General features: G+C 65.4%; 17 protein-coding genes and 1 pseudogene. 10 read left to right on the top strand and 8 right to left on the bottom strand.

Going from position 1 to position 16,658, the window contains the following annotated elements:
* Positions 1-60: 60 nt before the first annotated feature.
* Together EYW47_RS25125 and EYW47_RS25120 are read right to left on the bottom strand one after the other, a co-directional pair.
* Complete coding sequence (locus EYW47_RS25125; protein WP_133197539.1) at positions 61-384, bottom strand: rhodanese-like domain-containing protein; 324 nt, start codon at positions 382-384, stop codon at positions 61-63.
* Positions 385-443: 59 nt separating this feature from the next.
* On the bottom strand, positions 444-1,097 hold the full coding sequence (locus tag EYW47_RS25120) for a protein-L-isoaspartate O-methyltransferase family protein (protein ID WP_133197538.1): 654 nt from the start codon (positions 1,095-1,097) through the stop codon (positions 444-446).
* Between the two features lie 337 nt (positions 1,098-1,434).
* On the opposite strand from EYW47_RS25120, the pseudogene EYW47_RS42040 reads away from it, so the two are divergent.
* Positions 1,435-1,725: pseudogene (locus EYW47_RS42040) on the top strand (type II toxin-antitoxin system RelB/DinJ family antitoxin); the annotation flags it as partial.
* A gap of 204 nt (positions 1,726-1,929) precedes the next feature.
* On the opposite strand, the gene EYW47_RS25110 reads toward EYW47_RS42040, so the two are convergent.
* Positions 1,930-3,141 (bottom strand): ABC transporter substrate-binding protein, encoded by a 1,212-nt coding sequence (locus tag EYW47_RS25110; protein ID WP_133197536.1) that lies wholly within the window; start codon positions 3,139-3,141, stop codon positions 1,930-1,932.
* Between the two features lie 97 nt (positions 3,142-3,238).
* Positions 3,239-4,180 carry a CysB family HTH-type transcriptional regulator gene (locus EYW47_RS25105; protein WP_133197535.1) on the bottom strand — a complete coding sequence of 314 codons (942 nt, stop codon included), beginning with the start codon at positions 4,178-4,180 and terminating at the stop codon, positions 3,239-3,241.
* A gap of 226 nt (positions 4,181-4,406) precedes the next feature.
* Between EYW47_RS25105 and EYW47_RS25100 the strand changes: the two genes are divergently transcribed.
* The 6 genes from EYW47_RS25100 (at position 4,407) to cobA (ending at position 10,673) form a co-directional block, all read left to right on the top strand.
* Positions 4,407-6,086, top strand: a complete 1,680-nt coding sequence (locus EYW47_RS25100) for a nitrite/sulfite reductase (protein ID WP_133197534.1) — start codon at positions 4,407-4,409, stop codon at positions 6,084-6,086.
* Between the two features lie 33 nt (positions 6,087-6,119).
* On the top strand, positions 6,120-6,674 hold the full coding sequence (locus EYW47_RS25095; RefSeq protein WP_133197533.1) for a DUF934 domain-containing protein: 555 nt from the start codon (positions 6,120-6,122) through the stop codon (positions 6,672-6,674).
* Positions 6,671-7,432, top strand: a complete 762-nt coding sequence (locus EYW47_RS25090) for a phosphoadenylyl-sulfate reductase (protein WP_205710152.1) — start codon at positions 6,671-6,673, stop codon at positions 7,430-7,432. Before EYW47_RS25095 ends, EYW47_RS25090 begins: the two co-directional genes overlap by 4 nt.
* Before the next feature lie 95 nt (positions 7,433-7,527).
* A complete protein-coding gene (gene cysD, locus EYW47_RS25085) occupies positions 7,528-8,490 on the top strand; it encodes a sulfate adenylyltransferase subunit CysD (RefSeq protein WP_133197532.1) in 963 nt (320 codons plus the stop codon).
* A gap of 25 nt (positions 8,491-8,515) precedes the next feature.
* Positions 8,516-9,832, top strand: a complete 1,317-nt coding sequence (locus EYW47_RS25080; protein WP_133197531.1) for a sulfate adenylyltransferase subunit 1 — start codon at positions 8,516-8,518, stop codon at positions 9,830-9,832.
* Positions 9,833-9,899: 67 nt separating this feature from the next.
* Positions 9,900-10,673 (top strand): uroporphyrinogen-III C-methyltransferase, encoded by a 774-nt coding sequence (cobA, locus tag EYW47_RS25075; RefSeq protein ID WP_133197530.1) that lies wholly within the window; start codon positions 9,900-9,902, stop codon positions 10,671-10,673.
* Positions 10,674-10,832: 159 nt separating this feature from the next.
* Here the strand turns inward: cobA and EYW47_RS25070 are convergent, their stop codons facing one another.
* The 3 genes from EYW47_RS25070 to lptF form a co-directional block, all read right to left on the bottom strand.
* Positions 10,833-11,210, bottom strand: coding sequence for a sirohydrochlorin chelatase (locus EYW47_RS25070; RefSeq protein WP_133197529.1), 378 nt, complete (start codon positions 11,208-11,210; stop codon positions 10,833-10,835).
* A gap of 75 nt (positions 11,211-11,285) precedes the next feature.
* Positions 11,286-12,434, bottom strand: a complete 1,149-nt coding sequence (gene lptG / locus EYW47_RS25065; RefSeq protein ID WP_133197528.1) for an LPS export ABC transporter permease LptG — start codon at positions 12,432-12,434, stop codon at positions 11,286-11,288.
* Positions 12,435-12,437: 3 nt separating this feature from the next.
* Positions 12,438-13,538, bottom strand: a complete 1,101-nt coding sequence (lptF, locus tag EYW47_RS25060; RefSeq protein WP_133197527.1) for an LPS export ABC transporter permease LptF — start codon at positions 13,536-13,538, stop codon at positions 12,438-12,440.
* 131 nt (positions 13,539-13,669) lie between these two features.
* Between lptF and EYW47_RS25050 the strand changes: the two genes are divergently transcribed.
* From EYW47_RS25050 to EYW47_RS25040, 3 genes are all read left to right on the top strand, one after another.
* Positions 13,670-15,181, top strand: a complete 1,512-nt coding sequence (locus tag EYW47_RS25050; protein WP_133197525.1) for a leucyl aminopeptidase — start codon at positions 13,670-13,672, stop codon at positions 15,179-15,181.
* Positions 15,178-15,594 carry a DNA polymerase III subunit chi gene (locus tag EYW47_RS25045; protein WP_133197524.1) on the top strand — a complete coding sequence of 139 codons (417 nt, stop codon included), beginning with the start codon at positions 15,178-15,180 and terminating at the stop codon, positions 15,592-15,594. The genes EYW47_RS25050 and EYW47_RS25045 overlap by 4 nt, the downstream gene beginning before the upstream one ends.
* A 63-nt stretch (positions 15,595-15,657) precedes the next feature.
* Entirely contained in the window at positions 15,658-16,077 is a 420-nt protein-coding gene (locus EYW47_RS25040; protein ID WP_133197523.1) for a DUF2486 family protein, read from the top strand.
* 135 nt (positions 16,078-16,212) lie between these two features.
* Here EYW47_RS25040 and EYW47_RS25035 read toward each other — a convergent pair whose 3' ends face one another.
* Positions 16,213-16,560 carry a c-type cytochrome gene (locus tag EYW47_RS25035; RefSeq protein ID WP_377785188.1) on the bottom strand — a complete coding sequence of 116 codons (348 nt, stop codon included), beginning with the start codon at positions 16,558-16,560 and terminating at the stop codon, positions 16,213-16,215.
* Positions 16,561-16,658 lie beyond the last annotated feature (98 nt).

Below are 16,658 nucleotides of genomic sequence, written 5' to 3'. Positions count from 1 at the left end.
TTGCGTCCGAATTTATCTTGACGGGCAGCGCGTCTCGCGCCGCCTACCCATGCGTACCGATCAGTACGTGGGCACCTTCGAGTCGACCTGACGCGACCAGGCGTCGATGCCGCCCTGCAGATTGAACACCTTCGTGAAGCCGCGCGACTCGAGGAACATCGCGACCTGGGCGCTGCGCGCGCCGTGGTGGCAGACGCAGACGATCTGCGCATCGTCGTCCAGCTCCTCGCTGCGGGCCGGAATCTGGGCCATCGGGATCGAGACGCTGCCGGCGATATTGGCGGTCTGGATCTCCCACGGCTCGCGCACGTCGAGGAGCACGGGGGCCTCGCGCGAGGTGTCGGCGAGCCATTCGGCGAGGGCGGGGGCGGTCAGATTCTGCATGTGAAACTCGGTCGTTGGAAAAGAACGAGCCGCCTGCGCGGCTCGCAACAGTATATGGCCTAGAACTTGAAGCGCGACGGCTGCACCGCGTTTTCGAGCGGCTCGACATACGTTTCGAACACGCTCGCAATGCGGTACTGCTTTTCGTCCATGCGCGTGATGATTTGCGCTTCCATGACCGGCGCGCCGCCCACGAAAGCGGCCAGACGCCCGCCCACCTTCAATTGTTCGAGCAGCTCCTGCGGCACCACGGGCAGGCCGCCCGAAACGCAGATCACGTCGTAGGGCGCATTGGCCGCCCAGCCGCGCGAGCCGTCGCCCTGCACGACTTCGGCGTTCAGCACGCCGTTCTTGACGAAATTGGCGCGCGCGAAGTCGGCGAGTTCCGTGTCGATCTCCACCGTCAGCACCTTCTGCGCACGATGCGCGAGCAGCGCCGCCATGTATCCCGAACCCGCGCCGATCTCCAGCACGCTCTCATGCTTCTTCACCGCGAGCTCCTGCAGCACGCGCGCTTCGATGCGCGGCGCCAGCATGTGCTGGTCGTTGGGAAGGGGCAACTCGAGGTCGGCGAACGCGAGATCGACATAGGCCGCGGGGACGTAGTGCTCTCGCTTGACGATCGACAGCAGGTTCAGCACGTCCTGGTCGAGCACCTCCCAGGGGCGGATCTGCTGTTCGATCATGTTGAAACGCGCTTGTTCGATGTTCATGATGACTCGGCGTTATGGTTCGGTTCTGTGCAGATGGCGAGGCCCCGGACGCGCGGTGAACGTGGCGCTGAAAAACGGTGCCAGGCAACCGCGAGATTGTACCAAAGGGCTTTCGCGCCGCGCCTTGCCGCCGGCGGGGGAAATGCGCAAGCGGATCAGTATTTGTCCTGGCTCGTCTTTGCGCGACGAGTGCACATGGCCATTCGGATGAATGGAGCGGATCGCGTCAGGCTGCGAAACTCGAAGCGTGTTTAACCTGCTTCAAAGGAACAGCATGTCTGACGTAATACGAATGAATTACGATGTCGCTTCGAACATCACGCGAAGGAGCTGGGGGATGAGCGCAAGCGCATTGGTACAGGTTCGCATCGATCCGGCGCTCAAGGAGCGTGCGTCGGCGGTGCTCGAGAACATGGGGCTCACCGTTTCGGACGCGGTACGCATCCTGCTCACGCGCGTCGCGAACGAAGGCGCTTTGCCTTTCGACTTCGCGGTGGATCCGGCCACGCACGATGCGTGGTTCCGCGCGAAGGTGCGCGAGGCGCTCGAGGACCCGCGCCCGGGCATCGAGGCGGACGAGGTGGAGGCGCATTTCGCGAAGCGGCGCGCGGCGGCGGTGAGCACGGCGCTGGAGCAGGCGGAGGAAAACGACGGCTCGCAAGCGCCGCGAGGCGCACGGCCACGCCTCGCGCACGTCCGCAAGGGCAAGACTTGAGGCTCGAATGGTCGCCGCTCGCGCTGGCCGACCGCGAATCGATGCCAGACGATCAAGGTCTTGCGCGTGCTCCACAGCTCGCGGCGCTGGCCGGCCGCATTCGACTAGCGCGCCGCGTTACTGGGCGAGATACACGAACTTGCCGCCGCGTATCGTGCCCATTACGCTCGCGCGCTGGTCGAGGCCCACGTGGTCCTTTTCGCTGGTGTTGACCACGCCGTTGGGCACGACCAGCTCGTGGGCGTGCTCGAGCTCCCGGCGCAACGCCACGCGGAATGCCTCCGTGCCGGGCTGCGCGGTCTTGAGCGCGCGCGTCACGGCATCCGAGAGGCGCGGGTAGACGCCAGCCGCGTCGCCCGCGAACTGCGTGACCGTGCCCGGGCCGTATTTCGCTTCATACGCATCGACGAACGCGAGCGCCGCCTTTTGCGCCGGGAGCTCGGCCGGCAGCGTGCGCGCGACCACGACGGGTTGAGTCGGGAACAGCGTGCCCTCTACGTCCTTGCCGCCCAGCTTGATGAATTCGGGCGTGGCAATGCCGTGCGTCTGATAGATCGCGCCCTTGTAGCCGCGCTCGACCAGCGTGCGCTGCGGCAGCACCGTGGGCGTGCCGGCGCCCGCGATCAGCACGGCGTCGGGCTTCGCGGCCATCAGCTTGAGGATCTGGCCCGTCACGCTCGCGTCGGTGCGGTTAAAGCGCTCGGTCGCCACGATCTGGATGTTGCGTTCCTTCGCGAATTTCGTGAATTCGTTGAGCCAGCTGTCGCCGTAGCTATCCGCAAAGCCGATGAAGCCCACCGTCTTCACGCCATGCGCGGCCATGTAGCGCGTCATCACGTCGGCCATTGCTGCGTCGGTCTGCGCCATCTTGAAGGCCCACACGCGCGCGCCTTGCTGCGGCTCGACCACGGATCCCGAGCCCACCAGCGTGATCATCGGCGTTTTGGCCTCGGCCACGGGGTCGAGGGCGGCGAGCGCCGCCGGCGTGATGTTCGGCCCGACGATCACATCCACGTGATCCTCGTTGATGAGCTTGTGGATGTTGCGCACCGCCGCGCCCGGATCGGAGCCGTCGTCGAGCACGATGTAGTCGGTCTTCTGGCCTGCGATCTCCGGGGGCCACATCAGCATGGCGTTCTTGCTCGTGATGCCGATGGCGGCGGCGGGGCCGGTGCTCGACAGATCGATGCCGACCTTGAGATCGGCATGCGCGGCGGGCGCGAAAGCGGCCGCGGCAAGCGCGGCCGCTGCCGCGAGCGGACGCAGCGAGCGCAGGGGCGACTGGAAAAGCGGACTCAGGGACGAACTCAGGCGCGGTTGCAGCTTCATGCAATAGGTCTCCAGGAGGAAATGCAGCGAGAAGCGTTGTTGTAATGAGGCTTGATCGTTCTTTAGGCGCGGTTCGCGCGCCGTTACGGCTCGTGAGTTACAGCTCGTAGCTCTCGTGCTCGCCCTTGAGCGCCTGCTCGATGAGCTTGCGGTTCAGGCTCGGCGAGAGCAACTCCACCAGCGTATAGACATAACTGCGCAGGTACGCGCCCTGTTTGAGTGCCACGCGCGTCACGTTGCTGCCGAACAGGTGGCCCACGGGCAGCGCGCGCAGATGGCGGTCGCGCTCGGCATTGAACGCGATGTCGGCCATGATCCCCACGCCCAGACCCAATTCCACGTAAGTCTTGATCACATCCGCGTCGATGGCTTCGAGCACGATGTCGGGCGAGAGGCCGCGCAGGCGGAACGCATCGTTGATCTTCGTGCGGCCCGCGAACGCATTGTCGTAGGTGATGAGCGGAAATTGGGCCAGATCGTCGAGCGAGAGCGGCTTGCGCTCGAGCAGTGGGTGGTCCGGCAGCATGACCGCCACGTGGTGCCAGGTGAAGCAGGGCAGCGACACCAATTCCTTGTAGCCGGAGATGGCTTCCGTCGCGATGCAGAGGTCGGCCTGGTCGTGCAGCACCATTTCCGCCACCTGGGTGGGGCTGCCTTGCAGAATCGAAAGGTGCACCTTCGGGAAGCGCCGCTTGAATTCGGCGATGGCCGCCGGCAGCGAGTAGCGTGCCTGGGTGTGCGTGGCGGCGATGGTCAGATTGCCCTGATCCTGCGCGGCGTAGTCCTTGCCCACGCGCTTTAAGCTCTCCACTTCCTGCAGGATGCGCTCCACCGAGGCGAGGATGATGCGCCCCGGCTCCGTGAGCGAGCGCACGCGCTTGCCGTGGCGAGTAAAGATTTCGACCCCGAGTTCATCCTCCAGCTCGATGATCGCCTTCGAGACGCCCGGCTGGCTTGTATACAGAGCCTTGGCCGCTTCCGTGAGATTGAAGTTCTGGCGCACGGCTTCGCGCACGAAGCGGAACTGGTGGAGGTTCATATATAACCCCTTGGCATATCAACCTGATTTTTAGATCGTTTGAAATATAAAGGGAGTTTATTACCATTCCTCGAAGTTTTCCAATATGGATATCTGTTTTGGTCATTAGCAAACGAGCAGTGCGCGCAACGGCGCGGCTCGCAAGCGAGGACCAAGGCGGTCGAATTGAAATCGGAGCGCGCGGCGTAACCGGAACGCTGCGAATGAACAACCCTGGGGTCCCCGAATGTACCAATACGATCAGTACGACCAGACCATCGTTGACGAACGCGTCGCGCAATACAGCGACCAGGTTCGCCGGCGCCTCTCGGGCGAATTGAGCGAAGAAGAATTCCGCCCGCTGCGCCTGCAGAACGGCCTGTACTACCAGCGCCACGCCTACATGCACCGCATCGCGATTCCGTACGGCAACCTGCGCAGCGACCAGTTGCGCATGCTCGGGCGCATCGCGCGCGAGCATGACCGCGGCTACGGCCACTTCTCGACGCGTTCGAACATCCAGTACAACTGGATCAAGCTCGAGGAAACGCCCGAGATCCTGCGTAAGCTCGCCTCGGTCCAGATGCACGGCATCCAGACCTCGGGCAACTGCATCCGCAACATTACCGCCGACCAGTTCGCGGGCGTTGCGCCCGACGAAATCGTCGATCCGCGCCCGTGGGCCGAGGTTCTGCGCCAGTGGTCGACGTTCCACCCCGAGTTCGCGTGGTTGCCGCGCAAGTTCAAGATCGCTGTCTCCGGCTCGAAGGAAGACCGCGTGGCCGTGCAGATCCACGACCTGGGCGTCTATCTCGACCGTAACGAAAAGGGCGAAGTCGTCGCGAGCATCCTCGCGGGCGGCGGCCTCGGCCGCACGCCGATCGTCGGCGCGATCATCAAGCGCGACCTGCCGTGGCAGCACATCCTGACCTATTGCGAAGCCGTGCTGCGCGTGTACAACCGCTATGGCCGCCGCGACAACATGTACAAGGCGCGCATCAAGATTCTCGTGAAGGCGCTCTCGCCGGCGAAGTTCGCTGCGCAGGTGGAAGAGGAGTGGCAGCATCTGAAGGACGGCCCCTCGACGCTCACCCAGGAAGAACTCGACCGCGTGTCGAAGCACTTCGTGGCGCCGGCCTACGAGAAGCTCGCCGATACGGATACCTCGTACGAGAAGCATCTGCTCGAGAGCCGCGCGTTCGCGCGCTGGGTCGAGCGTAACGTGCGCACGCACCGCGTGCCGGGCTACGCGTCGGTCACGCTCTCGCTCAAGCCGCGCGACATCGCGCCGGGTGACGCCACCGATGCGCAGATGGAAGCCGTGGCCGACTGGGCCGACGAATACGCGTTTGGCCAGATCCGCGTCTCGCACGAGCAGAACCTGATCCTCGCGGACGTCAAGAAGCGCGACCTCTACGCGCTCTGGGAAAAGGCGAAGGCACAAGGTTTCGCGACGGCGAACATCGGCTTGCTGACCGACATCATCGCGTGCCCGGGCGGCGACTTCTGCTCGCTCGCGAACGCGAAGTCGATCCCCATCGCGCTCGCGATCCAGGAGCGTTTCGACAATCTCGACTATGTCCACGACCTGGGCGACCTGTCGCTGAACATCTCGGGCTGCATGAACTCGTGCGGTCACCATCACGTCGGCAACATCGGCATTCTGGGCGTCGATAAAGACGGCTCGGAGTGGTACCAGGTGTCGCTCGGCGGCGAGCAGGGCAACGGCGCCAACGGCGCGCGCCTTGGTCGCGTGATCGGCCCGTCGTTCTCGGCCGAGGAAATGCCCGATGTGATGTCGAAGGTGATCGACACGTTCGTCGAACTGCGCATCGACGGCGAGCGCTTCATCGACACGTACGACCGCCTCGGCATCGCGCCGTTCAAGGAGCGCGTGTACGCATCGCGCCAGCCGGCCCACGCTTAAGAGCAGCACGCAACGAGAAACGAGAGTCAAGCAATGGCATTGATTATCAAAAAACGCGAGATCGTCGAGGACAACTGGCAAGTCGTGCGCGCCGCTGAAGACGGTGCCCTGCCGGAAGTGTCGGCGCTGCCCGCCGGCAAGGTGCTGGTGCCGTTCGCTCTGTGGCAGGCGGAGCGCGATGCGCTCGTCGCCTCGCGCGGCAAGGACGAGCTCGGCGTGTGGCTCGCGCCGGACAGCGAACCGGCCGACATCGCCGGCGACTTCGACAAGCTCGCGCTGATCGGCATCGACTTCCCGGTGTTCCGCGATGGCCGCGGCTATTCGATCGGGCGTCTGTTGCGCGAGCGCTATGGCTACCAGGGCGAGCTGCGCGCGATCGGCGACGTGCTGCGCGACCAGCTGCGCTTTTACGAGCGCTGCGGCTTCGATTCGTACGCGCTGCGCGCCGACAAGGACCTCAACGACGCGCTCAAGGCCTTCACCGAGTTCACGGTGCAGTACCAGGGCGCGTTCGACGAGCCGTCGCCGCTGTTCCGCCGCCGTCTCGCCCAGCAGGCACAACAGGCACAACCGGGCGCCGCAGCATGAGTACCGTCGCTAACGAAATCGCGCCGGCGCTGCAGGCGAAGATCGAGCGCCTCGACGCGCTGCTCGATTCGATCGCCGCGCGCCACGCCAACGTGAAGCTCGCAAGCAGCCTCGCGGCCGAGGACATGCTGCTCACCCACGCGATCCTCTCGCGCGGCGTGAAGATCGGCATCTTCTCGCTGAACACGGGCCGCCTGCATGCGGAAACGCTCGGCATGATCGAGCGCGTGAGCGAGCGCTACGGCTACGAGATCGAGCAGTTCCGTCCGCAACAGGACGCGGTGGACGAATACGTCACGCAGCATGGCCTGAACGCGTTTTACGAGAGCATCGATTTGCGCAAGCGCTGCTGCGAGATCCGCAAGGTCGAGCCGCTGAATCGTGCGCTTTCGGACGTCTCGGCCTGGGTCACGGGCCAGCGCCGCGAGCAGTCGGTCACGCGTGCGGAGCTGCACGAGGAAGAGCAGGACAACGCGCGCGGCATCGCCAAGTTCAATCCGCTCGCGGACTGGACCGAGGCCGACGTCTGGGCGTATCTGAGCGCCCTCGACGTGCCGGTGAACCCGCTGCACGCGCGCGGCTACCCGAGCATCGGCTGCGAGCCCTGTACGCGCGCCGTGCGCCCGGGCGAAGACAGCCGGGCGGGCCGCTGGTGGTGGGAGTCGCGCGACACGAAGGAATGCGGGCTGCACATCACCTCCGTGTCAGCCATTCCGGTCGTTGAAGTGTCGTCCATCGGCCAGGCGAACCAGGATTGAAGTTTATTGCGCGCCATCGTTTTGAGCGGCGTGCCACCGAATACCGAGTACCGCGCGCCCCGTAAAAAGGGCGCGAACTAACGAAGGATCCGAACATGAGCACGACGCTCGATTCCGCAGTGAACGCACCGCTCCAGGTCACGGCGAACCGCATGGACCATCTCGACTGGCTCGAAGCCGAGTCGATCCACATCCTGCGCGAACTCGTTGCCGAGTGCAGCAAGCCCGCGCTGCTGTTCTCGGGCGGCAAGGACTCCGTGGTCGTGCTGGCGCTCGCCCTGAAGGCCTTCGGCCTTGGCGCGAACCGCAAGACCTCGCTGCCGTTCCCGCTCGTGCACATCGACACGGGCCACAACTACGAGGAAGTGATCGACTTCCGCGATCGCCGTGCGGCCGAAATCGGCGCTGAGCTCGTGGTCGGCCACGTCGAGGATTCGATCAAGAAGGGCACCGTGCGTCTGCGCCGCGAAACGGATTCGCGTAACGCCGCGCAGGCCGTCACGCTGCTCGAAACCATCGAGCAATACGGCTACACGGCGATGATCGGCGGCGCGCGCCGCGACGAAGAGAAGGCCCGCGCGAAGGAGCGCATCTTCTCGTTCCGCGACGAATTCGGCCAGTGGGACCCGAAGGCGCAGCGCCCGGAACTCTGGAGCATCTACAACGCGCGCCTGCATAACGGCGAGCACCTGCGCGTGTTCCCGATCTCGAACTGGACGGAACTGGACGTGTGGCAATACATCGAGCGCGAGAAGCTCGAACTGCCGTCGATCTACTACGCGCACCAGCGCGAGATCGTGCGCCGCAATGGCCTGCTCGTGCCGGTCACGCCGCTCACGCCGATGAAGGAAGGCGAGACGAGTGAAATGGCGCAGGTGCGCTTCCGCACGGTGGGCGACATCAGCTGCACGTGCCCCGTGGAAAGCGATGCCGACAACGTCGAGAAGATCATCGCCGAGACGGCCGTGACCGAAATCACGGAACGCGGCGCGACGCGCATGGACGACCAGGCGTCGGAAGCCGCGATGGAACAGCGCAAGAAGCAAGGTTATTTCTAAAGAGCACGTTGAGGAAACATTAAATATGGTTACGACGCATCAACCTGAAGACCTCGGCGTGCTGCGCTTCATCACGGCGGGCAGCGTGGACGACGGCAAGAGCACGCTGATCGGCCGCCTGCTGTACGACAGCAAGGCAGTTCTCTCGGATCAGCTTTCGGCGCTCTCGCGCGCGAAGAACAAGCGCACCGTGGGCGACGAAATTGACCTGTCGCTGCTCACCGACGGCCTCGAAGCCGAGCGCGAGCAGGGCATCACGATCGACGTGGCGTACCGCTACTTCGCCACGGCCAAGCGCAAGTTCATCATCGCCGACACGCCGGGCCACGAGCAGTACACGCGCAACATGGTCACGGGCGCCTCGACGGCCCACGCCGCAATCATCCTGATCGACCCCACGCGCGTGACGGTCGAGAACGGCGTGACGCAACTGCTGCCGCAGACCAAGCGCCATAGCGCGATCGTCAAGCTGCTCGGCCTCCAGCACGTGATCGTCGCGATCAACAAGATGGATCTGGTCGACTACAGCGAAGCCACGTTCGACCTGATCCGCGACGCCTACGTCGCGCTCGCGCGCCAGCTCGGTCTGGAGAACGTGCGCTTCGTGCCGGTCTCGGCGCTCAAGGGCGACAACATCGTGGCCGCGAGCGAGCGCATGCCGTGGTACGCGGGTGAGCCGCTGCTCGACGTGCTCGAGGCGCTGCCGGTCGAGCAGGCCACGGGCGACGCGCTGCGCTTCCCGGTGCAATGGGTCGCGCGCCAGGACGGCTCCAGCGCCGACGACTTCCGTGGCTACATGGGCCGCGTCGAAGCGGGCGAAGTGAAGCTCGGCGACACCATCACGGTGCTGCCGGCGGGCCGCCAGGCGACGGTGGCCGAGATCATCGCGCCGGTGCCGGGCGGCACGGCGCAGGTCGACCGCGCGTTCGCGGGCCAGACCGTCACGATCCGTCTCGCCGAAGACGTGGACGTCTCGCGCGGCGATACCTTCGTGCCCGCTTCGGACGACACGCAGCCCGCGAAGAAGCTCGAAGCGGACCTCTGCTGGTTCGACGAAGAGCCGCTTTCGCCGCAGCGCAAGTACCTGCTCAAGCAGACCGCGAGCACGGTGTTCGCGAAGATCGGCGCGGTCAAGGAAGTGCTCGACGTGCACACGCTCTCGCAAGCGACCGACCGCCACGATCTCGCGATGAACGACATCGGCCGCGTGGCGCTCACGCTGCAAAAGCCGATCGTCGCGGACCTGTATGATGTGCATCCCGGCACCGGCGCGTTCGTCCTCATCGACGAGGCAACGCACCACACGGTGGCGGCAGGGATGATCCGCGCGGTCTCCGCCTGAGGCGGCCACGCGAGGCGCGTCGCCCGGATTGAATGGCGGCGCGCCGACACATGAGTCAACGAGGCAAATGGGCAAGGTTTATCTGATCGGCGCCGGACCGGGCGCGGCGGATCTTATCACGGTGCGCGGCGCGCGCCTGCTCGGAGAAGCGCAGGTCGTGCTGCACGACGCGCTGGTCGAGCCGGCGATGCTCGACTATGCCCCGCGCGATGCGAAGTTCATCGCGGTCGGCAAGCGCTGCGGGCAGCGCTCGACGGCGCAGCACTTTATCAACAAGCAGCTCGTGGATGCGGCGCGCGAGCACGACGTGGTCGTGCGCCTGAAGGGCGGCGATCCGATGCTGTTCGGCCGCGCCGACGAAGAGATGCGCGCGCTCGAAGCGGCGGGCATCGAGTACGAGATCGTGCCGGGCATCACCGCGGCGCTGGCCAGTGCGGCCACGCTGCAGCGCTCGCTCACGCTGCGCGGCGTGGCGCGCAGCGTCGCGCTCGCGACTTACTCGCGCGCAGCGGACAGCGAGGCGATCCGCGAGCAGGTCAATGCCGACTCGCTCGTGTTCTACATGGGCCGCGACAGCGCGCCGGACATCGCGCGGCAGCTGATCGAAGCGGGCCGCGCGGGCGCGACGCCCGTGGCGATCGTCGAGGCCTGCAGCACGGCGCGCGAACGCACGCTCACGCTCACGCTGGCGGGTCTGGCCGCCGGCGAGGCGCAGGAATGGCTCGATCCGGCACAGCCGAGCCTGCTCATGATCGGCGACGCGTTTGCGGCGCGCTCAGGGCAGGCGCTGGCCGAAGACGAGATGCAGGATGAAACGCCGGGCCGCCGCGCCGCGGCCTGAAGCAGCGCAGATAAACGGGGGTAGGTAGAACGCAAGACGGGCCGCTCAATGAGCGGCCCGTCTGCTTTTGTGCTGGCACATGCCGTGCTGGCACATGCCGTGCTGGCACATACCGTGCTGGTGCATGCCGTGCCAGCCACTCTTTTGAAGGGCAGGGCGCTAATCGTGCTCTTGCCCGAGGCAGTACTGCACGATCGCGTCGAGCACGCCGTCGTCTTCGCCCACGGCGGTCGCGCAGGCGATCTGTACGCCTGGATGCGCAGCCTGGCATTGCGCGACGAGCGCGGGCAAATCGCGCCGGATATGGCCGCCCTGGCCGAAGAACACCGGCACCACGGTGATGGCGTCGCAGCCGAGCGCCGCCTGCGCGGCGATGGCCTCGGGCAGGCTCGGCGCCATGAGCTCGAGAAAGGCGAGACTTACGGGCCCCGCATCGCCGCGCGTGGCGGCGAGCTTGTCCGCGAGGCGCGTGAACGGCTCTTTCCAGCGCGCATCGCGCGCGCCGTGGCCGAAGAGGATCATGCCGTGCGTGCCCATCGTCGCGTTTTCCGTGAGAGCGTGGCCTCTCTCCAATCGACGTCGACGGGACGTCGACCGGACGTTAAAGGGACGTCAATGCCGGTCGACCCATTTCAGGCCGATCAGACCGAGCGCCAGATAGATCAGGCCAGGTGTCGCCGCCGTGAGCGGCGCGGGCCACGTGTTCAGTGTACCGACGTGCGAGAACAACGTGTTCACGAGCTGGAAGCTCATGCCGAGCATGATCCCGCCGAACACCTTCACGCCCACCACGCCCGCGCGCGTATGCAGGTACGCGAACGGCAGCGAGAGCACCAGCATCACGAATACCGCGAACGGGTAGAGCACCTTGCGCCAGATTGCGATTTCGTAGCGCTGCGTGTCCTGATGGTTTTCCGAAAGATGCTGGATGTAGCGGAACAGGTTGAACATCGACATGCGATCCGGCGAAACCAGCAGCACCGAGAGAATCTGCGGCGTGAGCTCCGAGCGCAGCGAGTACTCGGGCAGCGCGGTTTGCTGCGCGCGATAGACCGGATTGAGCGCATCGGCAGGCCGGTTCGGCGGCGGCGGCACGCCGATGAGCTCGGTGTCCGTCACGTCCTTGAGCAGCCAGTGGCCCGGCGGCTGATACTTGCCGCTCTTCGCGATACGCACGTTCGAGAGCCTGAACTGCGAATCGAATTCGTAGATGCGCACGTTGGTGATCGTCGCGTCGGGCAGCAGCTCGCCCACGTTGACGAAGCGCGTCGCCTGCTCGCCGTCGGCGCGCTTGGTGAGCGTGTCCTTCACCCAGACGCCCGACTTGAAGTCCGTCGACACGGCGGAGCCGAGCGCCTCCAGACGCACGCGCTCGGAGAGCTGGTCCGTGTACGGACCGACCACTTCGCCGATGAGGTAAGTGAGCAGCACGATCGGGACACCGACCTTCAGGAGCGAGCGCAGTGCCTGGCCAGTCGCGAGACCGGAGACGCGAAAGATCGTGTACTCGGAATTGGCGGCCATCTGCGCGAACACATAGATCGCGGCGATGAGCGCCGCCACCGGAATGATCTCGTAGAGCCGTGAAGGCGCCTGCAGCGCGACGCGCAGCACCGCATAGGTGAACTTGTAGTTGCCGTGGCCGACCGAGTTCAGCTCGTTGATCAGGTCGAAGAAGAAGAACAGACCCGAAAAGGCGAACAGGATGAACACGAACGCCACATAGATCTGGCGCGCGAAGTATTTCTCGTAGATGCGCATCGGTCAGCTCCCCTGCGACGCGCGCTGGAACATCGCGCGCGTAAAGAGCGGCCGGTTGCGCACCCGCAGCCAGAAGAGGAAGACGACGAGCGCGAGCACCACGATATGCAGCAGCACGAGTCCGAGGCCGAACGAGATCTTGGACTGCTCGATCTGCGATTGCATGACGTTGAGCAGGTTCGAGTAGGTGAGGTAGATCAGCACGGCCATCACGAGGTTGATGGTGCGCCCGCGGCGCGGGTTCTGATAGGCGAGCGGGATCGCGAGCAGCATCAGGTTGAGCGCGATGAGCGGCAGGCCGGCGCGCCACGCGAGCTCGCCGAGATTGTCGCCGCTCGGATTGCGTATCAGGTCGAGCGTGGGCGTGCTGCTCGCCGTGGGCGTCGAAACCACCGGCTGGCTCTGGATCTTGACGCCGTAGCGCTGGAACTCGGTGATGCGGAAATCGGGGTGGCCCGGTTCGCCGTCGTAGCGTCGGCCGTTCTCGAGCACGACGAAGCGCTCGCCGTTCTTCTCGGTTTCGGTGTGTCCGGTCTTGGAGACGATCACGTTGACCTTGCCGTTCTCCGTGCTCGTAACGAACACGTTGTCCACGCGGCCCTGGTCGGGGCTCATGCTTTCGATGAAGAACACGCGGTGCGTGGTCGGCGATTCGCGGAACTGGCCAGGTGCCAGCAGCGACACTTCATCGCGCTGCTGAAAGCGCGCGCGGATCAGCTTGCTTTGCGCGTTCGACCACGGCCAGCCGACAAAGGCGAAAAACACGATGAGGATCACGATCGGCGTGGAGAAAACGGCGATCGGCTTGATGAGGCGCGTGAGGCTCACCCCGGAGGCGAGCCAGACGACCATTTCGGAATCCTTGTACCAGCGCGTGAGCACGAACAGGATCGAGACGAAGAGCGTGACGATCAGCATCACGGCGAGGTAGCCGATCACGGTCAGGCCGATCAGGACCAGCACGTCGCGCGGGTCGATCTGGCCCGACGCGGCAAAGCCGACGATGCGGATCATCATCGTCGTCAGCATGATCGTGAGCAGAACCATGAACACGGCGCCGGCCGTGTACGCGAGTTCACGCTGCAGGGAACGTTCGAAGATCATTATTGATGAAGAGGGCGGGCGGTCCGCGCCGGGCGAAGCGCTCGCGCTACTGCCCAGGAGCCGCCGCGGAAAAAATAGCGGATAATTGCGGCTTTCATCCTAAGCCCAGATTTTATCCGAGGACAAGCGCGATGGACTTTAGCATAAAAGCCTGTGACTGGAGCAAAGGCGGGGAAGGCCCCTTCCTGACCGGCAAGTCGGATTGCGTCGTAGTGGGCATCTTCGAGGCACAAACCCTTTCCGGCCCGGCATTCGTGATCGACCGCGCCATTGGCGGCGCGATCGCCCGCCTCGTCAAGTCCGGCGACATCGACGGCAAGGCCGGCTCCACGCTGTTCCTGCCGGAAGTCAGCGGCATCGGCGCCTCGCGCGTGCTGCTGGTCGGCCTTGGCAAGCAGGATGCATTCGGCCAGAAGGCCTATGGCGAGGCCGTCAAGGCGGCCTGGCGCGCGATTCTCGGCACGAAGATCGCGCAGGTCACGTTCACGCTCGCACAGCTGCCCATCAAGGAGCGCACGGGCGACTGGGGTGTGCGCGCCGCGATCCTCGCATTGCGCCACGAGACCTACCGCTTCACGCAGATGAAGAGCAAGCCCGACGTCGCGCAGCGCGCGCTCAAGCGCGTCGTCTTCAGCATCGACGCCACCGACGACAAGGCCGCGAAGCTCGCCGTCAAGCAGGCCGTGGCGCTCGCCAACGGCATGGACCTCACGCGCGACCTCGGCAACCTGCCGGGCAACGTCTGCACGCCCACGTACCTCGCGGCCACGGCCAAGAAGCTCGCGCGCGACTGGAAGCTCAAGGTCGAAGTGCTCGGCCAGCGCCAGATCGAAACGCTCAAGATGGGCTCGTTTCTTTCTGTAACAAAAGGTTCGGTCGAGCCGCCGCAATTCATCGTGCTGCACTATCAGGGCGCGAGCGCGAAGGCCGCGCCCGTCGTGCTGGTGGGCAAGGGCATCACGTTCGACACGGGCGGCATCTCGCTGAAGCCCGGCGAGGGCATGGACGAGATGAAGTACGACATGTGCGGCGCGGGCTCGGTGCTTGGCACGATCCGCGCGGTCGCCGAAATGGGCCTGAAGCTCAACGTGATAGGCATCATCCCCGCGTGCGAGAACATGCCTGCTGGCAACGCCACCAAGCCGGGCGACATCGTCACGACGATGGCGGGCCTCACGGTCGAAGTGCTCAACACCGACGCCGAAGGGCGCCTGATCCTGTGCGACGCGCTCACCTACGCCGAGCGCTTCAAGCCGGCCGCCGTGATCGACATCGCCACGCTCACGGGCGCGTGCATCATCGCGCTCGGCCATCACAACAGCGGCCTGTTCTCGAAGGACGACGCGCTCGCGGGCGAGCTGCTCGACGCTTCGCGCGAGGCGAACGACCCGGCATGGCGCCTGCCGCTCGACGACGAGTATCAGGAGCAGCTGAAGTCGAATTTCGCCGATATCGCCAATATCGGCGGGCGTCCGGCGGGCAGCGTGACGGCGGCGTGCTTCCTCTCGCGCTTCACGGAAAGCTATCCGTGGGCCCACCTCGACATCGCGGGCACCGCATGGAAGAGCGGCGCGGCGAAGGGCGCGACGGGCCGTCCCGTGCCGCTGCTCGCGCAGTTCTTGATCGATCGTGCAGGGCAATGACGCGGATCGATTTCCACACGAACGTCGGCAATTCGCTGATGTACGCGTGCCGGCTCGTGCGCAAGGCGTATCAGGCCGGCCAGCAAGCCGTCGTGCTGGCCGAGCCCGCGCGCCTGCGCGCGTTCGACGAGATGCTGTGGACCTTTTCGCCGCTCGACTTCGTGCCGCACTGCATGGCCGAGAGCGCGCTCGCCGCGCAAACGCCCATCGTGCTGGCCACGGATCTCGAGCGTGCGCCGCATCATGGCGTGCTGTTGAACCTGGGCGCGGCCGTGCCGCCCCAGTTCGCGCGCTTCGAGCGCCTGCTCGAAGTGATCGGCGATGCGCCCGAGGAACTGGCCTCGGGCCGCGAGCGCTACCGCTTCTACCGCGATCGCGGCTACGCGCTGAACAACTACAAGCAGGGCGGTTGAACCCGGCGTGCCCGCCGCTTGTCTCTTCTTTATCCGTTTGATCGAAATCCGGAGGAGCTGATCGTGTCCGATTTCCATGATGTTGAAGGGTCCCCGATCCCGCTCTTGAACGAAACACTCGTGCCGGGCAACCTGCTGCGCGGACGCGATGCGTCGCCGTTCGAGAAGGCCGCTGCCGCGCACCAGGCGGCCGCCGTGCCGGACCCCATGCCCACCGGCGAGTCCGACAGCCTCCCTCCAGACGCCGAAGCGCTCGTCGAACGCCTGAGTGGCCGGGCCATGGGCTGGCTGACCGGCGAAGGGCGCAGCGTGATCGAGCAGCGCTGCGCCGCGGCGTTGCAGGAGCATTCGCACTGGATCGTGGGGCAGGTGTCGCGCGAGATCGGTCTCGCGCTCGAAACCGAATTGAAGGGTTGGGTCAAGGCCGCGCTGCGCGAGGAGCTGGCTGCGCGCGCGGGGAAATCGACGCCGCCGGAGGTTTGAGGGCGGCTTTGGGGCGCTCGGCGGCGCGTGCGTCGACTTTCGATGCCGTTGCCACATGTGCTGCGGCGCGGCGGGGTCTGCAGGGCGGAATGGATCACATGCCGGGTGCAGCGGCCGCCCGCAGGCCCGTCTACATTACTTCAGCGTGAGGATCCAGCTTGCGAGCGTGGCCGCCTGGGCCGGACTCAATTGGGTGTTCGCAGGCATGGGCACCGTGCCCCATACGCCGCTGCTGCCTTCCAGAATCTTGTGTGTGAGATAGGTCTGTGCGTCAGGCTTGCCCACGTACCTGGCCGCCACGGTGCGCAGGGCGGGTCCCATGAAGGAGCGCGTCACCGAATGGCAGCTCATGCAGTTCTGCTGTTGCGCGAGCGCGAGTCCACCTGGAGAGTTCTGCGCGTGGGCGCTCGTCGTGGCTAGCGCCAATGCCAATGCGAGCACGGCGGTTGGCGTCGCTGTCTTGTTCTTCGCCTGCGACTTCAATTTCATACTGGTCTCCGCCAGCGTGGTCGCCGGCTGTGTCGTCGCATTATAAGAGCAAAGGGCGCACGGTCTGTGCGCCCTCCTTGAAGCCTCCTTGC

The organism is Paraburkholderia silviterrae (assembly GCF_004353915.1).
Lineage (GTDB): Bacteria > Pseudomonadota > Gammaproteobacteria > Burkholderiales > Burkholderiaceae > Paraburkholderia > Paraburkholderia silviterrae.
Note: the sequence above shows the minus strand (reverse complement) of the source record. Positions and strands in the feature narration are given on the sequence as shown.